Origin of the sequence: Stanieria cyanosphaera PCC 7437, from assembly GCF_000317575.1 — a bacterium.
Taxonomy (GTDB): Bacteria; Cyanobacteriota; Cyanobacteriia; order Cyanobacteriales; family Xenococcaceae; genus Stanieria; species Stanieria cyanosphaera.
The window spans coordinates 2,905,139-2,923,301 of sequence record NC_019748.1 but is presented as its reverse complement, the minus strand read 5'-3'; the positions used below and the strand labels follow the sequence as shown (position 1 = coordinate 2,923,301).

Below are 18,163 nucleotides of genomic sequence, written 5' to 3'. Positions count from 1 at the left end.
ATCTAATTAAAGTCTTGTTCGGCTTGTTGTTCTAACCACTGATAAAATCTTGCTACTGCCGATTTAATTTTGTCAAAAACTGGTTTTACATTTTCGGCTAAAGCAATTACTCGTTCTGGTTTTAACTCAATTTTGTAAATATGTCTTTCCAAATGTCTAAATTTACGATATTCATCTAGTTCTAACAGTAATGCACCACTCCATAAAGGTGGACGATTACTACCTCCAGGTTCAGCTATTTGTTTTAATAGTTCAAAATGCCAATCTTTGCTTGTAGGTAAACCACCATCTAAATAAACCACAACCCTTTCGCTTATACGTTCACATCCAGAATAAAAATCAGCAATATAACTAGCTAGTGCAGGAATTAAGGCTACCTGTGGAATAGTATCTTTTTGATTTAGTAGATCGGTTATTGTTTGAATCGTGTTTTCTAGAGACTTTAATTCATCTTCGATGCGAGTTTTTAAAGCAAGATATTTGTTGTCAGGCATCGGTATTTTTTTGAGGATACGGTGGACAAGATAACTAGGTGCAAACTCCAAAGGAATCAAATCTACTTTCAACCAATGAGGTACAAAATCTTCTATTGCCGAATATGCATCCCAAACTGCATCTTTACTCATCCCTCGAACCGCTATATCTATATCAGAATGCCAATGCCAAGGACTTTCTCCAGCTAACGAACCACATAAAATGATTTCTGTTGCCCCAAAATCATTTCTAAGAAGTTGCATACATCTTTCTGCTGTACACAAAGCTTCTTGTCTTCTTTGTTCTAGTTCTATTTTGGACTTTGAGGATAATCCTAAACTAACACTCATATTTTGCTCAATTAAAATGATACTTCTCTTAACCTAACTAAATTGAAAAGTTAAATTACATCAGCAAAGGTGGTTCCATTTTCCGAAAATACCAAATACCTCCGATAAATAAAATTAGGTTTGTTTGTAACTGTAACGAACTAAAATATCTCCTCGCCAAGCCAAAAAGTAAAATAACTCCCGATCTCGCCATAAATCTCGCCAATATTGGCGTTCGGTGCGACCTGCTTCGATAGCTAATTCTGGAGGACTATTAACCATAATAGTTTGTGGTTTAGACCAATTAGCTTGATAACTTTAGCTATTTACTCGCGACGACGGAATTGTTGCAACAACTGCTGCATTCTGCCTTCATGGTGATGACCGTTACCATTGCCATTGCCGTTGCCATTGCCATTGCCATTAGCGGATTGATTGTAATAAGAGTCGTAGTAGGAATAAGAATAATAGTCAAACTCACGGTCAACCAGATTAGCAACAAAGCCTGAAATATTGCACTGACTGCTACGGAGGACTTCTAGGGAATTGTTAATCGCCCTGCGAGTAGCTCTTTCCATTCCGACAACAAATAAAACACTATCTACTTGATTTGCCAGACTTTTAGCATCAGCCATAACTCCAATTGGTGGCGTATCTATTAAAACATAGTCATAAGCTTCCTGCCACTGTTGCATCAATTGTTTCATTTTGTCGGAATTCAGTAAGGCTATAGGATTAGGAGATGTCGAACCAGCAGTAATCAAATGCAGGTTTTCCAATACTCCTAGTCGGACATAATCAGTCCAAGGTCGCTCATTGGCGATCGCTTCACTTAAACCCTCATCATTAGCTAACTTGGCTAATTTATGAATCTTTGGCTTACGCATATCCGCATCAACTATTAAGACTCGCAGTCCTAACTCTGCCAAGACAAGTCCTAGGTTATAAGTTACAGTAGTTTTGCCTTCTGCTGAAGTACTTGAAGTCAAAGCTAGAGAATTGATCTTGCCCGTTTCAGTGATTGTATAGCGCAAGTTCATTGCCAAAGCTCGTAATCCTTCAGTAAAGGAGGAATAATTATAGTAATGAGCTCTCGAATGTGTTTCCCCATTGATTTGAATGACTGGTTCTTCTACTTTGGGAATAGTGCCTAACAGTGGTAGTCGTGCTATTTGTTTGACTTGTTCTACTTGCTTGACTCGTTGGTCTAACTTTTGCAGCAAGAAGGCTGTTGCTACTCCCATAAAACCCCCCGCCATCAAAGCTAAAAAGATACCTCGTTGAAGATTAGGAGAAATAGGAACGTTCGGCAAACGAGGAGCTTCCAGAATTTGCCAAGGAGCATTTTCTTGTGCTTTATTAATATCTAGTTCTTGCCTTCGTTGCATTAAATAGTTGACCGCTCCAGATTTAACCTCAAACTGGCGTGTCAGTTCGGCGTAATATTGCTGTAGTTGAGGAATACTATTAAACGTATTTTCTACTTGTGTTTTAGCTCGTTGAATTCCAGCAATCTGAGTTTGTAAAGATGCTTGTTCAGTTTCTACTTGCAATCGCATAGATGCAAGATTTTGGATTGTAGAAATAGTCCCAGATACTTGGGTACTACCACCTTGTGACTCTACAGCTTGATTAGTATTCGCTGCTGAGACTTGAGTATTAGCGGTATTTATTCCCATAATTTGACTGGTGCTTCCCTGATTCACAATTATTGCTTCAAGGTTGACCTGAGAAACCGCATCACCCAAAATTTGTTGCGCTCGCTCTTTCATTAATTTGCGGAGTTCTACTTGCTTTAGCTTAAATTCTTCCATGACATGATAACTGTCATGAAAGTTGACACTACCCAATCCATATTGGCTTTCTAGTTCTTTGAGCCTACTAGTTAAATTTTGATAAACTTGGTCTTGACTAAGAAGTGTATAAGCAACAATAGTCTCTGGATTTTGTCCCAATTCTCTTAGCTGACGATTAATTTCTTCATAGCGTCTTTGGGCTGCTGCTAAAGAAATTTCTGCTTGTTTTTCCTGTTGCTCTAACCCATCTCTAAATTGAATTACCCGCGAGGCATATTCATTAGGATCGACAATATGATAGCTTTGTCGAAAATTACGAATTTTCTTGGCTACATCATCTAATTCAGCTTGCGCTTTGGGTAATTGTTGATCGATAAAATTAATTGCATTAGCAGCTTGCGATCGCTGTCGATTCAAACTATATTCTACATAAGTAGAACCCAATGCTTCTAAAACTGCTTTGGCTCTTTCAGGATTGCTATCAATATAAGAAACCACTAATACATCTGTTGGAATTTCATTAACATTAGCTTGAATAATAGACAAGTTGCCTATGACATTACCAACAGTCAAGTCGCTATATTCTTGTTGAACTTTCTCAACTGCTTTAGCAATTAAAGGATAGCTTCGTAAGACTAGTATTTCTGTAGATAAATCTTTGAGATTGCTATAGCCTGTGTTTAATGATTGTTGTCCTGGTGATACTAATGCCGATTGCTGAGTTTTATTATTTTCTAATAGAAGAAGCGTTTGAGACCGATACTTAGGAGTTTGCAAGACTGTAGATAAAAACATCCCAATACATACAGTACTTGCTACTAGTAATGCTGGTTTCCACTGACGACTCAAGGTTTGTTTTAGCTCTGTCAGAGAAAAAGTTGATTCAGTTTCTGGAGTAGGTAAATACAAAGTATTAGAATTGACTAATTGATTATTCATAACAAACAAAAAAAATTAAAATAACTTTTTGGCTTTAATCTTTTAATAAGAATATACTTAGAGACTTTTCAAACCAATAATAAATTCATTCTGGCTTAACAACCTCAGTAATTATACTTGTAACCCCAGAAGTTAGAATGCTAAGTTCAGCAAAATCTTAGCTATTTTGTTTTTATTTTTAACAATTATTTTTTTTGCTTAGTTACTTTTGTAATTGTGCTAATTGTGTTTTTTAAAACAAAAAAGCATTGTCAAGATTTAAAAGTTAAATTTTAACTAAATTTCACAAAAAAATATTAATAATTAAGTTATTTTTGTTTACTTCCCCCAATTTAAAAAAAAAGAAGAGTAGATCAATTTAATTATCTTTTGTTTAATAAATAATTTCAGTAATTTTATCTAAGTATTTTTTTTTAATTGAAATCAACTATAGGCAAAGTTTTTATTAATCAATACAATAAAAAGTTAATAATAATTGAAATAAAAATTTTAAAAAATTATTGATGTTTTTTATTGAAAAAAATTGGGAAAAATACAAAAGAAAATAAAACTAGATAACGCTACAAATTCAAAACTAACTCTGTCAATTGATCCAAAGAAGACAATAACTAAATGAGGTTTTTCCATGACACAAGTAATAAACCAGTGGATGAATAAGATTAAAAGTCTCTTTTTTCAAGCTCAAAGAATTCAAAACCAAACAGTTAATGCTCACCAGTCAAATTTTAAAGTTTCTATATTTACTCAGTTTTTTCCCCCAGATTATGCAGCTACAGGTCAGCTAATTCAAGAATTAGCAACTCATTTAGCACAACAGGGAATGGATATCAAAATATTTACGGGGCAACCTGGTTATGCTTTCGATCAAGAACAAGCTCCAGCAATTGAGCGTTTCACACGTTTACTCATCAAGCGATCGCGTATTACCAAACTAAGTTCCGGAAGAATTATTGGAAAAGCTCTCAGTGGTGTTCTGTTTTGTTTACGTTCAAGCTTACATTTGCTCAAATCTTGGCATCGTGGTGATGTTCTGATGCTTACCACCGCACCACCATTTTTACCAGCGATCGGATATTTAGCGAATTTATGTTTTAAACGTAACTATGTATGCTTGATTTACGATTTATATCCTGATATCACCACTGCACTTTCTATTTTTCCCAATCATCATCTGTTGGTTAAAATTTGGACTGCGATTAACCATCGAGTTTGGCAGCGCGCTCAAGGAATTATTGTTCTTAGTCCCACTATGAAACAACGATTAGTCGCTCAAGCTCCTCAACTAGCTGACAAAATTTCTGTAATTCATAATTGGGCAGATCCTGATTGGATCAAACCGATCCCCAAAGAAGAAAATTGGTTTGCCACTCAGTATGGAATGAAAGACAAGTTTACTGTTTTGTACTCAGGTAATCTTGGTCGTTGCCATGACGCTGAAACAATCATAGAAACAATTAAACTGTTACAACATGAACCAATTCAGTTTGTTTTCATTGGTGGTGGTGCCAAAAAAGCAATTTGTATAGAAACTGTAGCAAATTTGGGTTTACAAAACTGTATTTTCTTGCCTTATCAGCACAAAACAGATCTTCCCTATTCTCTCACAGCCTGTGATTTGTCATTAGTTAGTATCGCGCCTGGTTTTGAAGGATTAGTTGTTCCTAGTAAACTCTATGGTATTTTAGCTGCCGGACGACCTGTTGCTGCTATTTGTGAATCTCATTCTTATCTAAGGGAACTTTTAGAAGTGGCAGGTTGTGGTGTTGCTTTTAGTAATAATGATAGTCTTGCTTTAGCGGAGTTTATTCGTTTTCTGGCTTTAAATCCTGAAAAAGCTATGGCAATGGGTAAAGCTGGTCGTACATATCTAGAATCACATTTTACCCCAGAAATTATTGCCCAGAAATACTTGCAGGTACTTAAAGGAGTAATTTGGAGCGATGACAAAGATGATTATCAAGTAGATTGGAGCAAAAAAGCAGCTTTAAACTCCTTGCGATAATTTTTATCTTTAAAAAAATTGACCTTAGCCTTTCCTAATCGGAGAGGCTATTTTATTTAATCTTTAAGCAAATCTGTTTTAGTTTGGTCAACCTAAGTTTACTAAGATTTTCAGTTGAATAGAACATATATCAGTTATCAGTTACCAGTGAACGGTTTTTTACCGCTCGGTACACTTGAATTTAATTCAAGTGTGGGGAATCCATCGGGGCTTGCAAGCCCCGACCTGCGAGCGGGGCATTCCGCCCTTTGATCCTTCGTTTCACGTTTCTGACACCGAAGCGCTTTTTACTTGTCGCCTGTAGTCTACTAAGCACGAAAACTGCCGTAAGTAATTTATTTAACAATTTTGGATTTTACCTGCTTCGACAGTAACAATTTGAGCATCTTCAATCCACTGATGATTAAAAGAACCGATATGAGTAGTCGTAATTAAAGTTTGAAAACCATTGATTTTGCCATCAACTCCTCGTTGACCACCAATAACTTCTAAAAGTTGATTTTGTCGATTAGGATCGAGTTCTGCTAAAACATCATCTAATAAAAGTAAAGGAGGTTCTCCTACTACTTCTTCAATTAATTTTAATTCTGCTAATTTCAAAGCTAAAACTAAGGTGCGTTGTTGTCCTTGAGAACCGTAATAACGAGCAGGAGTTTGATTAATTGTAAATTCAATTTCATCTCGATGAGGGCCTACTATAGTTTTACCTTGATTTTGTTCAACAATACGTCTTTGTTCAAGTTTAGTTAAAAAAGCTTGCTGCACTTTATCGGGTTCGTCTTCAGTCCAAGTCACATTTGGTGCATAATTAATTTTTAAAATTTCGGTTGTTCCACTAATACAATGATGCCATTGTTGCGCGATGGGGGTTAATCTTGCTAAAACTCTAGCTCGTCGTCTGGTTACCCGAGAACCTGCTGCTGCTAATTGTTCATCCCACAATTGTAGTTGTTTAAGATCAGCAGAAGATGTAGTTAGTGATGGTTGTTCTTCTCTTTGGACAATTTTTTTGAGCAAAGCATTACGTTGACGCAATACTTGTTCGTATTCTTGTAAGATATGAGCATAGATTGGTTCTAGTTGAGTTACTAAGCTATCAAGCCAGTTACGACGAGATTCAGGTGCGCCTCTAACTAAATCTAAATCTAAACTGGAAAATTGTACTGCGTTAAGAACTCCTAAAAAATCAACTTGACGGCGTAAAGTTTCGTGGTTCAATTCAACTGTCCGTCTTCCTTGTTTACGAAGAATTAAGCCTAATTCCGATGTCCCATAAGCTCGTTCGACAGTAGCCTCAATTTTACTAAGATTTGTTCCATCTAATACTAATTCGCGATCGCGAGTTACGCGATGACTTTTGAGAGTAGCTAGTAATTCTACGGCTTCGAGAAGGTTAGACTTTCCTTGAGCATTATTACCCACCAAAATAGTTTTTTGTGCGGTAAAGTCTACCTGCTGTTCGCTATAGTTACGAAATGACCGCAGATGAAGATTTTTGAGATACATTGAGACTATCGGAATGACAGAATAAGCATTATAGAAAAGTCAAAAGTTAAAAGTCAAAAATCTAGAGACGTAAGATATTGCGTCTGTACAAAAGTTAATTTTTAATTCAACTAGAGTACTAATTCCCTAAAAATTATTATTCTTTAAAATTATTTGGTCTGATTGCCGATTAGCTTAATTTAAACTTTATTTAAAAAATCTGTAATTACAATCTAGGTTTTTTTTTAAATCGGCAAAAAACTATGTAATATAGATTTGTTTAATCTAGATTTTCTATGAGCCACTATTTATCTTTTATCTTACCTATTTTTAATTTGATCGCTGCTAATCGATGCAAATCTCAGCAGACAAATAGCTTAGAGGAGCAAGAGCAATATAAACTGGCTCAACTAGAAGATTATTTGATGGCAGATGAGAATCAAGTTGTTTCTAGTTTATCGTTATATTTATATAGTTAGATTTTTTTGATTGAAATTTTATTATTGATTTTAATTTGATTATTTGGGTAATTAGATTGATTATTGTTTTACAGTTAAAATTTGACCGCACGTTTTATTAGCTGGCAAAGCTTCCATCATTTTTTTTGGCTCGGGAAGATTGAGATTATTCATAAAGTCAATAAAATCTTGACGAGTTCGTCCGACAAATCTGGGATTCCAGTTTTTTTCTTCACCTATAGTAGAAACAGTATATCCACGATAATCATGACTGGGATAAACTAAAGTATCATCTGGTAAAGTAAAGAGTTTTTTGGTTACCGAGTCATAGAGTGTACCTGCATCACCACCTTGAAAATCGGTTCTACCACAACCACGAATCAATAAGGCATCACCTGTTAATAATCGTTTACCATTAATTAAGTAAGCCATGTGACTAGTAGTATGACCAGGAGTTGCGATCGCTTTAATAATGATCGATTCTAATTTGAATACTTCTCCATCTTTGATCTGATGCTCTGCACATTCAATGGCTGCATTGGCTGGAACTATTCCTAAGCAATTAGTTTTTTGCCGTAGCATACCTGTTCCTGTAATATGATCGGCATGAACATGGGTTTCTAAGCAATAGCGTAAAGTCAAGTTTAATTCTGTCAATAATTGTAAATCTCGTTCAACTTGTTCTAAAACTGGATCTATTAAAATTGCTTCTTGAGTATCTAAATCAGCAATTAAATAAGTATAAGTACTTGATTCTCGGTCAAATAGTTGACGAAATAGCATAAGTAATTTACCGTTTACCTTTTTGATCTTTACTTTAAGACATTAACTTGGAAAAGTTGTGAAATTATATAGAACAAATTGCTCTGCTGATGCTGTTAATAAATACACTAAATAGCAATCAAATCGAGTTGTTTTCTCAAAAATTATCCGATTAACAACTTGCAGGAACAAGTTTCTTTTTGTATTATTAATGTAGTTTTTAGTATTTAATTATGCCTTACGAACAGTTAAATTTATCAACACCAAAACCAGTATTATCCTGGGCAAATCACGAGCTAGCAGGGAATGAAACCCAGATGGCAAAAAATGTTGCCTCTCTGCCGTTTGTTTTTAAGCACGTAGCTTTGATGCCGGATGTTCATTTAGGTAAAGGAGCGTTAGTTGGTTCAGTCATTGCCACTAAAGACGCAGTTATTCCTGCTGCTGTGGGGGTTGACGTGGGTTGTTTTACAGGGGATACCGAAATTCCTTTAGTGAATGGGAAAAAATATACGCTTGCTGATTTAGTTGAGCAAGGAAAGCCAATTTATGTATATGCCTGTACGGATAGTGGCAAAATTGTCTGTGCAGAAGCGATCGCTCGTAAGACTCGTAGTAATGCAGAATTGGTTAAAGTAGTTTTGGATAATCATCAAGAAATAAGATGTACTCCAGATCATCAATTTATGCTGCGTGATGGCAGTTATCGAGAAGCCATAAAGCTTAAGCCTAATGATTCTTTGATGCCTTTTTATGCCAAAACAGACAAAGATGGATATACTTTGATCCAACAAAACTATTCTGGAATATGGCAAGAAGCTCATTGGATTGTTGCTCGTTCAGGAATTTTAGGTGCAGTTCCCAAATTTGAGAATCAAAGAGTAGTTATTCATCATAAGAATTTCGATCAATCAGATAATCGACCAGAAAATCTAGAATTTATGGGAAACTGCGACCATTCTGCTTATCATCGTTCTTTAGTAGAGAAAAATACTTCTTGGCAATCCCCAGAATTTGAAGCTAAAAGACAAAAAGCCTTAGCAGCGAAAGCTAAAACAAAAGAAGGCTACGAATATTTTGCTCAAAGAGGAACGGCTAATATTCTTAACTATATGCAGAATAATCCCGAACATTTTCTTCAATCTGTAGCGGGTAATGGGGAAAGAGGAAAGCAATATCTCATTACATACAACCAAAGTGAAAAAGGAAGAATTAAAAGCAAGGAAATTGCTAATCGCTTTTATACCTGTGAAACTTGTGGAGATGCAATTAAAAGTCCGATTGGACTTCATAATCACCCTAGATATCAACACGGCTACAATCATAAAGTAGCTGCGGTCTTTCCTCTCCAAGAACAAGAAGATGTTTATTGTTTAAGTGTTCCTGGTTACAATAACTTTGCTCTTAGTGCAGGAGTATTTGTTCACAATTGTGGGATGGCTGCTCTGAAAATGCCATTTCATGCAGATCAACTCGACGGAAAGCTCAAAAAAATTCGTCAAGAGATTGAAGCTGTTATTCCCGTTGGTTTTAATGAAAATAAAAACATTGAGAAAACGGTTACTAACTGGCAAGGTTGGCGTAATTTTAAAGAATTACATCGAGGAGTTCAAGATCTTGATGGCAAAGCGATGAGACAAATGGGTTCTCTTGGGGGAGGTAATCATTTCATTGAATTATGTTTAGATACAGAAGAGCAGGTTTGGTTAATGCTTCATTCTGGTTCGCGTAATATTGGTAATAAATTAGCTCAATGTCATATTTCGACAGCGAAACAATTAGCCAAATTAGCAGAAATTAAATTACCAGACCCCGATTTAGCTTATTTTGTCGCAGGAACGCCAGAATTTGCAGCTTATTGGCGAGATTTACAATGGGCGCAAAATTATGCTCGTGTTAATCGCGATGTCATGATGGCTCGTTTTAAACAAATTGTTGAAAAACATTTAGCTGGAGGAAAACCAACTAAACCTTTACTTTCGGTTAACTGTCATCATAATTATGCCGAAAAAGAAATTCATTTTGGCGAGGATGTTTATGTTACCCGTAAAGGTGCGGTAAGAGCGAGAGAAGAAGATTATGGCATTATTCCTGGTTCAATGGGAGCTAAATCTTTTATTGTCAAAGGTAAAGGAAATCACGATAGTTATTGTAGTTGCTCTCATGGTGCAGGAAGATTAATGTCTCGAACCCAGGCTAAAAAACGCTTTGATCTTCAAGATTTAGTCAAACAAACCCAAGGAATTGAATGTCGTAAAGATTCGGGTGTCATCGATGAAATTCCTGGTGCTTATAAACCAATTGATCAAGTTATGAAAAATCAAAGTGATTTAGTAGAAGTGGTTGCCACTCTCAAACAGGTTGTTTGTGTTAAAGGGTAGCGGTAAGTTAGATTGAGGGACACGTCTCACAACTTCTGGACTTTCAATCAAGTAATAAGTAATAAGTAGAGCTAGAAATAAATTATCTCTACGGATTAAAATTGTAATTACAATAACAATTTTAACTATGAATCATAATAACATTTCGATTCAAGATAGAACTAAAAATTTTGCTGTTAGAGTTATTAAAGCCTACGTAGAAATAAACAAAAGAAATTACGACGATGCAGCAAAAGTTTTATCAAAACAATTTTTACGCTCTGGAACTAGTATAGGGGCAAATTGCGCTGAAGCTGTTTTTGCACAATCTAAAAATGATTTTGTATCTAAATATTCAATTGCTCTTAAAGAAGCCAGCGAGACGAAATATTGGATTGAGATTATGATTGAAACGGAATTAGTTTCAAAAAAAAATTTGAATTTATGATTCAAGAAATAAAAGAAATTATAAGCATACTTGTTAGTACTATTAATAAGCTGAAAAATTAAAACTTTTTACTTTTTACTTTCTACTTTTTACTTTTTACTTCAAAAAATTTACGACTCCAATACTTTAATTAATACTTCGCCCATCTCACGACAACCGACTGCTTTCATGCCAGCAGACATAATATCTCCAGTTCGATAACCTTGATCTAAAACCTTAATCACTGCTTGTTCAATCTTGGTTGCTGCTTCAGGTTCATTTAAACCATAACGCAACATCATAGCTGCACTAAGTATTTGAGCCAGGGGGTTGGCTTGATCTTGTCCAGCTATGTCTGGTGCAGATCCGTGTACGGGTTCAAAAACTCCTAGTCCATCCAAGCCTAAACTAGCAGAAGGTAACATTCCAATACTACCCGTTAGCATCGCAGCAGCATCAGAAAGAATATCCCCAAACAAATTACCTGTAACAATAGTATCAAACTGCTTGGGAGCGCGGACTAATTGCATTGCTGCATTATCTACATATAAATGAGTCAATTCTACATTGGGATAATTAGCTGCCATTGCCGTAACGCGATCGCGCCATAATTGAGAAACATCTAAAACATTGGCTTTATCAACCGAACATAACTTACCTCGGCGTTTTTGGGCAGTTTCAAAGCCGATTTTGGCAATGCGATCTATTTCCGACTCAGTATAAGCCATTGTATTAACACCGCGTTTTTCCCCTGTTTCTGTCTCAAAAATTCCTTTGGGTTGTCCGAAATAAATGCCGCCAGTCAATTCTCTTACTACCATAATATCTACCCCTTCTACTACTTCTCGTTTGAGGGTAGAGGCATCAATTAATTGTGGTAAAATAGTCGCAGGACGCAAATTAGCAAATAAGTTTAATCCTCCTCGTAAGGCTAATAATCCCGTTTCAGGACGTTGCTGACGAGGCAAATTATCCCATTTATAACCACCAATTGCAGCTAGCAAAACAGCATCGCTACTACGACATATTTCTAAAGTTTTGGCTGGTAAGGGTTCACCTGTTGCATCAATTGCTGCACCACCGATTAAAGCTTCTTCAAAAGCAAACTCAATCTTATGTTGTTTCCCGACCACTTTAAGTACTTCTACTGTGACTGCCATAATTTCGGGCCCGATGCCATCTCCAGGAAGTAAAGTTATACGGTATTGTTTGGTCATGGTGAGTGTTTGCTTTGATAATCGATGATTAGACAACAGGTAATAATTTATCACTTAGTGGTAACTGTCGGATAAACTCCTAATTTAATTAATTTTGTCGGAGAAAAAAAAACGGTATGATCGAGTGAATATTTGATCATAATCATCATTAAACTTCTTTTACAAGTTTTTTGTAGCCTAATTACGTTAAGTTAAAAATTTTTACTCATGGGATCTGCCTCAAGCAATTTTCCTTGTCCTTTTCTCTAGTAAAGTTTCTGCTCCAGGATCGCTCGTCTATTAACAGAAATTGATCTATTTATTATAGTTTATTAGATAATAAATATGATAATTGTATAAAAATTTATCTAAATAAAATTAATTAAAAATTTAGCAATTAAATTATTTATTTTTTTTATGAACAAAACGCACCAAAAAAGATTTTATCCAATTACTTATATTTTAATTTGTATTAATTTAACTTTATTTGCTTTAGAAATTAAATTAGGTGGTAGTGAAAACTTAAATACTTTAGATTATTTAGGAGCATTAATTCCTGAAAAAGCGATCGCAGGAGAATGGTGGCGGTTATTAAGTGCTAATTTTTTACATTTTGGTTGGTTACATTTAATAACTAATATGGCTGCTCTTTATTTTTTGGGGCGTTTGGTTGAAGCAAGTTTTGGTTTGATCAGATATTTAATTGTTTATTTTTTTAGTGGAATTGGGGCAATGTTTTTGTTTACCCTTTTTACTTTAAAAACAGGAGAAGAAAATGTAGTTTTGGTTGGGGCTTCGGCAGCAATAATGGGATTGATTGGCAGTATTTTGGCAATTTTCTTACAAATTTGGTTCAAAAAAAGAACTAAAGTTAATGCTAGACGTTTAAGATTAATTATTGTAGTAATTATTATTCAGTTTTTATTTGACAATCTCGTTCCAGAAGTTAGTTTTAGTAGTCATCTGTTTGGCTTAATTATTGGTTTTGTGATTAGTAGTTTTTTGTTATTGCTACAAATTAGAAACAAAGAGTTATCTTCTTAGCCTTAAATTTTTTTTTGATGAAAAGTTAAAATTAATATTTTAGATAAAAGTAGAGATAATTCATGAATTATCTTACTAAAAATATGATGTAGTAACTTTTAACAAATTGTCGCGTTATTAAATTTGAAAAAAGCCTTTCAGATTTTTAATAAGTAGATACTCTCTCAGTAAAATAAATTAAGAGATAGTGAGGAAAGCTTTATGACATCAACTACTTTTGCCCAACCTCAAATATATCAAGGTCAATTTGGTGAATATACTATCACTAAAAGCGATCGCATTGGCGTAGTTATTTATCGTTTTGGTTTGGTATTAGCTGCCATTTGTTTGATTATTAGTTCTAATCTACTGTTTATTCAAGGACAACAAGCTGTAAATATAATTACACCTTTGTTTGTAATTTTTTCTATCGGCTTGGGAATTAGTTTAGTTACGATCCATATTTATTTAGCTGTTTTACATCGAGTTTTACAAGCTTGTTTATTAATTGGTTCGATAGCTAGCATCATCATTGCTTGGCAGATTGACGAACCACTGGCACTTTATGTGTATCATCATCCCATAACTTTATTTGGGATCGGTTTTACTTTTGTCGCTTTGACAGGAATTTATTTTAAAGAAGCTTTTTGTTTTAATCGTCTCGAAACTAAATTTCTGACTATCATTGTGCCTTTTTTGTTATTAGGACATTTACTTGGTTGGTTACCTTTAGGAATAGAACAGATTTTGTTGGCAATGTGGACTATTCTGTTTACAATTTTTGCCGTACGTAAAATGATTCAACCAATTGATCCAGATATTGGTGATAAATCAGTTTTTACTTATTTAAAAGAAAAAAAATCGGTGACTAACTAGAATAAATGACCAAAAAAGCTAACTACTTCCGCAAAAAAACAAAAAACTGGTGGTTAATTGACCATAAACCCCGTTGGGGACTGACTCTTCAAGGATGGTTGTCAATTTTATTATTAACTACAATAGTAATCTGGTTAATCGGTTCTCAATTACATCCTTTTTTAGCCTACACAGCACCAGTAAAAGCGGAAATATTAGTTGTAGAAGGTTGGATTGAAGATGAAGGGTTAGTAGGCGCGCTGACAGAATTTCGCCGAAGCAATTATCAATTTTTAATGACTACAGGTGTTCCTCTTGATCGAGGAATGTATCTTTCTGAGTATAAAAATTTTGCTCAACTTTCCGCAGCTACTTTGATTACTCTTGGTTTAGACAAAAGCAAATCAATTGTCATTCCAACTCCAGAAGTCAAAAAAGATCGGACTTTAGCAGGTGCAATTGCCGTTCAACAATGGTTAGCAAAAAATAAGATTAAAATTACTGGTATGAATGTTTATTCTGATGACGTTCATACTCGTAGAACTTGGTTTTTATTTAGAAAAGCAATTCCAGAATCAATTGCAGTAGGTGCGATCGCTCATCCTAGTGTAAGATATGAAGCAAAGTCTTGGTGGACTTCTAGTGAAGGAGTTAGAAAAACCCTTTCTGAGTTAATCGCCTATTGTTATGTCAGATTTTTTAACTGGCAAGCTTAGGAAATTGATTTTGTTTGTTGATAGGATAAAAAACTGAAATCAAAATCCTCAACAGGAGAAGTTCAGCTTGCTTACCCTTGGAGTCAATATCGATCATGTCGCTACTATTCGTCAAGCCAGACGTACAGTAGAACCAGATCCCGTAGCAGCAGCAGTTTTAGCTGAGTTAGGCGGTGCTGATGGGATTACCGTACACTTAAGGGAAGACCGTCGCCATATTCAAGACCGAGATGTCCGTTTGTTGCGTCAAACAGTTAGAACTCATCTTAACTTAGAGATGGCACCAACAGCAGAAATGATTGCGATCGCAATTGAGATCAAGCCTGATTACGTTACATTAGTTCCTGAAAAAAGAGAAGAAGTAACTACAGAAGGCGGTATTGATATTGTTAGCAATCTAACTCGCTTTTGTGAAGTTGTTCAGCAACTCCAAGAGGCAGGAATTCCTGTCAGTTGGTTTATTGATGCAGACGAAGCACAAATCGATGCTGCTGCCAAAACTGGGGCAAAGTTTATCGAACTGCATACTGGTAAATATGCCGATGCAGAGAATGAAGTTATCAGAAAACAAGAATTAACAATTTTACAACAAGGAACAAAACAAGCTTTGGCTGTGGGTTTAAGAGTTAATGCGGGTCATGGTTTAACTTATTGGAATGTTTACCCTGTTGCTTGTATCCCTGGTATGGAAGAATTAAATATTGGTCATACCATCATCAGCCGTGCTGTCTTGGTTGGTATGGAAAGAGCAGTTAAAGACATGAAACTTGCCATGCGAGGCGAATTTTAAATTATTTTAAGTAATTGATTTAAATAGGAACAGAAAAAAATGACAACTTACTATTACGTTTTAGGCAGTCAAAAGTTTTTACTTGAAGAAGAGCCTTTTGAGGAAGTTTTACAAGAAAGAACCAGAAACTACCAAGAGAAAAATCAAGAAATAGACTTTTGGTTAGTTAAACAACCTGCTTTTTTAGAAGCACCAGAATTTGCTGCTATTAAAGCAAAAGTTCCTCAACCTTCGGTAGCAGTTATTTCTACAAATTCTCAATTTATTACTTGGTTAAAACTTAGATTGGAATATGTTCTCAAAGGGGAATTTGAAGCACCGTCAGACTCAATTCCCAATCCTCTTGGTTCTTTAGAAGCGGTTGCTTAATCTTGTCCTCAAGGCGATTTTTGATTAGACGCAGGGAAGTGGAGAAACGGAGAGGAGTAAGGTGCTTCTGGTGCAACAGGAGAATTTATTAACAATGATACTAGCTATCTCCAGACCCTTCACTGCCTTCAGGGCTTCGCTACGCTCGTCTCCCTATCTATCTCGACCGAAAACAGCCCTAGAAGATTATTGAGGTGGTGGTGATTGAGGAGTAGTAGGTAAAGTCTCCGTAGGTGAAACTCCTGGTTGCGGTTGGGGTTCGCGAATTTCTGGCGGTGGAATCATCCAAAAAGCAGCAGCAGCAATAGCCAAACTACCAACACCCACGGCTATAGGAGTAACTCTTTCGACTAAAGGTTCTTCTGGTTTACGGTAGCGTCTGCTAACTGGTTGGATCTGAAAAGATAAATCGGGAAGAATATTGCGATCGCTCAAAAATTGATCTATCGCTTCAACGAGATCAAATAACTGCACGGTGGTTAAATCAATCGCAACATTTTCCTTCCCTGTTTCGGCTGCGGAATCTACAGATAAGCGATGGAGATGTTGTTCGCCTAAAGATTCAATTTTAACAATGGGATAATCGGTTTGAGATTCGTGAGGATGGGATAATCCGCTTAAGAATTCTTGAGCATAAGTACTTACTGCTTTAACAAGATTTTCAAAAAAAACTCCCCCCCCAGAAAGAGAACGATCACAACCAACAAAATTACATTCAGCATTGACTAAAATCGAAATTGAGGTTGATTCGCTTGGCTCTTCGACTTCAGCCTGGGTATTATCGCCAAATCCTTCTAAAGTTAAAGTGCAGTTAGGCAAAATATATTGCCGTTTAATTGTCATGCTACCTCCCCATCAAATAAACTGTACCAAACCCGTTGTAAACCTTTTGTGCCGGTACAAAATAATAGTTTACTCAAGTATGCTAGAGCTAGTTCATTTAATTCTTGTTCCGAAGCTAAATAAGCTGAAACTTTAGCACGACGACGATTCATTCGGCTACGAAAATGAGCGCGGAATCTTTCTAAGTATTCAGACAAACGAAAATGATTTTCTAGAGGAAGTTTCTTTTCCCTCATTTGTTGTTCTGCCAGCAACAATTGACGAATCAAAACTGTCAAACGTCTAGCGCGATCGCCTGCTAAAATAACTAAAGCTTTAGCTTGATCGATAGTCAAATCCTCTCTGCTATAAGAACGTCGCCAAGGATTGCTACAACGCAAACGCCAGAGACTAACCCGATTTTTAATTACAGATTGTAATTCTAGTTGTTTAATTGTTACGAGCATTTGTTCTGATGCTCCTAATTCTAAAGCTTCAATAGCAAGCAATAGCAAATCAATTTGTTGTTGAGTATGAGGGGAACATACTCCCGAAGCAAGAGGAATCTCTGGTAAAGTTTCCAAAATCGAGGGTTTACTAGAAAAGGTAGGTTGAGAATCGGATATTATACTTGCAGATTGACTCATTCTAAAATCAAGTCCATATTTTAACTATCTTATATGTTCAATAGAGAGTAAAATAATCACTCTCTGCTGCCATAATGCCATAGGTATTTTAGTAAACATCAAAAGCAGAAAATTTATTGACTTTTTTTTATGGATCTCAAATCTCTTATTCGCGATATCCCAGACTTTCCCAAATCGGGAATTATTTTTCGAGATATTACCACTCTTTTAAGTAATTCCGCAGGATTAAAATACACAGTCGATAGCCTCACACAAAAATGTCAAGCATTGAATCTCAATCCCGATTATATTGTGGGAATGGAGTCTCGCGGTTTTATTTTTGGTCCACCTCTAGCTTATCAATTGAACGCAGGTTTTATTCCCGTCCGCAAACCTGGAAAACTACCTGCTGCGGTGCATACCATTGAATATGAATTGGAATATGGTACAGATAGTTTAGAAATTCATCAAGATGCCTTAGATCATGGTGCAAAAGTATTAATTGTCGATGATTTGATTGCTACTGGCGGTACGGCTAAAGCAACGGCTGAACTATTGGAAAAAATTGGTTCTCAGGTTCTCGGTTTTGCTTTTGTGATTGAATTAACGGCTTTAGAAGGTAGGAAAAAGTTACCCAATTTACCCGTGATTAGTTTAGTCGAATATTAAGGAACAGTCCCGTGTGGAGTTTTATTTCCCACGGGTTTTATTATTTATAAATCTAAAAGAAAAAA

17 protein-coding genes and 1 pseudogene are annotated in these 18,163 nt (G+C 35.7%); 10 read left to right on the top strand and 8 right to left on the bottom strand.

Annotated features, from left to right (window positions below; genetic code table 11):
* Nucleotides 1–2 precede the first annotated feature (2 nt).
* From STA7437_RS12735 to STA7437_RS12730, 3 genes and pseudogenes are all read right to left on the bottom strand, one after another.
* Nucleotides 3–824: a nucleotidyltransferase family protein gene (locus STA7437_RS12735; RefSeq protein WP_015193798.1), complete on the bottom strand. Its 822-nt coding sequence runs from the start codon at nt 822–824 to the stop codon at nt 3–5.
* A gap of 117 nt (nt 825–941) precedes the next feature.
* Nucleotides 942–1,085, bottom strand: a pseudogene (locus STA7437_RS26195) (ABC transporter permease); the annotation flags it as partial.
* Between the two features lie 44 nt (nt 1,086–1,129).
* Nucleotides 1,130–3,538 (bottom strand): GumC family protein, encoded by a 2,409-nt coding sequence (locus STA7437_RS12730; protein ID WP_015193796.1) that lies wholly within the window; start codon nt 3,536–3,538, stop codon nt 1,130–1,132.
* A gap of 625 nt (nt 3,539–4,163) precedes the next feature.
* Here STA7437_RS12730 and STA7437_RS12725 point away from each other — a divergent pair.
* A complete protein-coding gene (locus tag STA7437_RS12725) occupies nt 4,164–5,540 on the top strand; it encodes a glycosyltransferase family 4 protein (RefSeq protein ID WP_015193795.1) in 1,377 nt (458 codons plus the stop codon).
* A gap of 339 nt (nt 5,541–5,879) precedes the next feature.
* Here STA7437_RS12725 and recF read toward each other — a convergent pair whose 3' ends face one another.
* Nucleotides 5,880–7,046, bottom strand: coding sequence for a DNA replication/repair protein RecF (gene recF / locus STA7437_RS12720; protein WP_015193794.1), 1,167 nt, complete (start codon nt 7,044–7,046; stop codon nt 5,880–5,882).
* A 275-nt stretch (nt 7,047–7,321) separates the two neighbouring features.
* Here recF and STA7437_RS12715 point away from each other — a divergent pair, with 275 nt between their 5' ends.
* Nucleotides 7,322–7,504 (top strand): hypothetical protein, encoded by a 183-nt coding sequence (locus STA7437_RS12715; RefSeq protein WP_015193793.1) that lies wholly within the window; start codon nt 7,322–7,324, stop codon nt 7,502–7,504.
* A 60-nt stretch (nt 7,505–7,564) separates the two neighbouring features.
* Here STA7437_RS12715 and STA7437_RS12710 read toward each other — a convergent pair whose 3' ends face one another.
* Entirely contained in the window at nt 7,565–8,266 is a 702-nt protein-coding gene (locus STA7437_RS12710; protein ID WP_015193792.1) for an MBL fold metallo-hydrolase, read from the bottom strand.
* Nucleotides 8,267–8,478: 212 nt separating this feature from the next.
* On the opposite strand from STA7437_RS12710, the gene STA7437_RS12705 reads away from it, so the two are divergent.
* Both STA7437_RS12705 and STA7437_RS12700 read left to right on the top strand, forming a co-directional pair.
* A complete protein-coding gene (locus STA7437_RS12705) occupies nt 8,479–10,626 on the top strand; it encodes an RtcB family protein (RefSeq protein ID WP_015193791.1) in 2,148 nt (715 codons plus the stop codon).
* A gap of 127 nt (nt 10,627–10,753) precedes the next feature.
* Nucleotides 10,754–11,053: a four helix bundle protein gene (locus STA7437_RS12700; RefSeq protein ID WP_015193790.1), complete on the top strand. Its 300-nt coding sequence runs from the start codon at nt 10,754–10,756 to the stop codon at nt 11,051–11,053.
* A gap of 110 nt (nt 11,054–11,163) precedes the next feature.
* On the opposite strand, the gene leuB is transcribed toward STA7437_RS12700, so the two are convergent.
* Entirely contained in the window at nt 11,164–12,249 is a 1,086-nt protein-coding gene (leuB, locus tag STA7437_RS12695; protein ID WP_015193789.1) for a 3-isopropylmalate dehydrogenase, read from the bottom strand.
* Nucleotides 12,250–12,645: 396 nt separating this feature from the next.
* Here leuB and STA7437_RS12690 point away from each other — a divergent pair, with 396 nt between their 5' ends.
* The 5 genes from STA7437_RS12690 (at nt 12,646) to STA7437_RS12670 (ending at nt 15,981) form a co-directional block, all read left to right on the top strand.
* A complete protein-coding gene (locus tag STA7437_RS12690) occupies nt 12,646–13,272 on the top strand; it encodes a rhomboid family intramembrane serine protease (RefSeq protein WP_015193787.1) in 627 nt (208 codons plus the stop codon).
* Between the two features lie 201 nt (nt 13,273–13,473).
* A complete protein-coding gene (locus STA7437_RS12685) occupies nt 13,474–14,127 on the top strand; it encodes a DUF2301 domain-containing membrane protein (protein ID WP_015193786.1) in 654 nt (217 codons plus the stop codon).
* Nucleotides 14,128–14,132: 5 nt separating this feature from the next.
* Nucleotides 14,133–14,822, top strand: coding sequence for a YdcF family protein (locus STA7437_RS12680; protein WP_015193785.1), 690 nt, complete (start codon nt 14,133–14,135; stop codon nt 14,820–14,822).
* Nucleotides 14,823–14,889: 67 nt separating this feature from the next.
* Nucleotides 14,890–15,612, top strand: coding sequence for a pyridoxine 5'-phosphate synthase (locus tag STA7437_RS12675; protein ID WP_015193784.1), 723 nt, complete (start codon nt 14,890–14,892; stop codon nt 15,610–15,612).
* Nucleotides 15,613–15,651: 39 nt separating this feature from the next.
* Nucleotides 15,652–15,981 (top strand): MgPME-cyclase complex family protein, encoded by a 330-nt coding sequence (locus STA7437_RS12670; RefSeq protein ID WP_015193783.1) that lies wholly within the window; start codon nt 15,652–15,654, stop codon nt 15,979–15,981.
* Nucleotides 15,982–16,167: 186 nt separating this feature from the next.
* On the opposite strand, the gene STA7437_RS12665 is transcribed toward STA7437_RS12670, so the two are convergent.
* Together STA7437_RS12665 and STA7437_RS12660 are read right to left on the bottom strand one after the other, a co-directional pair.
* A complete protein-coding gene (locus STA7437_RS12665; protein ID WP_015193782.1) occupies nt 16,168–16,824 on the bottom strand; it encodes a DUF4335 domain-containing protein in 657 nt (218 codons plus the stop codon).
* Nucleotides 16,821–17,450, bottom strand: coding sequence for a DUF3038 domain-containing protein (locus tag STA7437_RS12660; protein WP_015193781.1), 630 nt, complete (start codon nt 17,448–17,450; stop codon nt 16,821–16,823). The genes STA7437_RS12665 and STA7437_RS12660 overlap by 4 nt, the downstream gene beginning before the upstream one ends.
* A 129-nt stretch (nt 17,451–17,579) precedes the next feature.
* Between STA7437_RS12660 and STA7437_RS12655 the strand changes: the two genes are divergently transcribed.
* Entirely contained in the window at nt 17,580–18,098 is a 519-nt protein-coding gene (locus tag STA7437_RS12655) for an adenine phosphoribosyltransferase (protein WP_015193780.1), read from the top strand.
* The last annotated feature ends 65 nt before the right edge of the window (nt 18,099–18,163 follow it).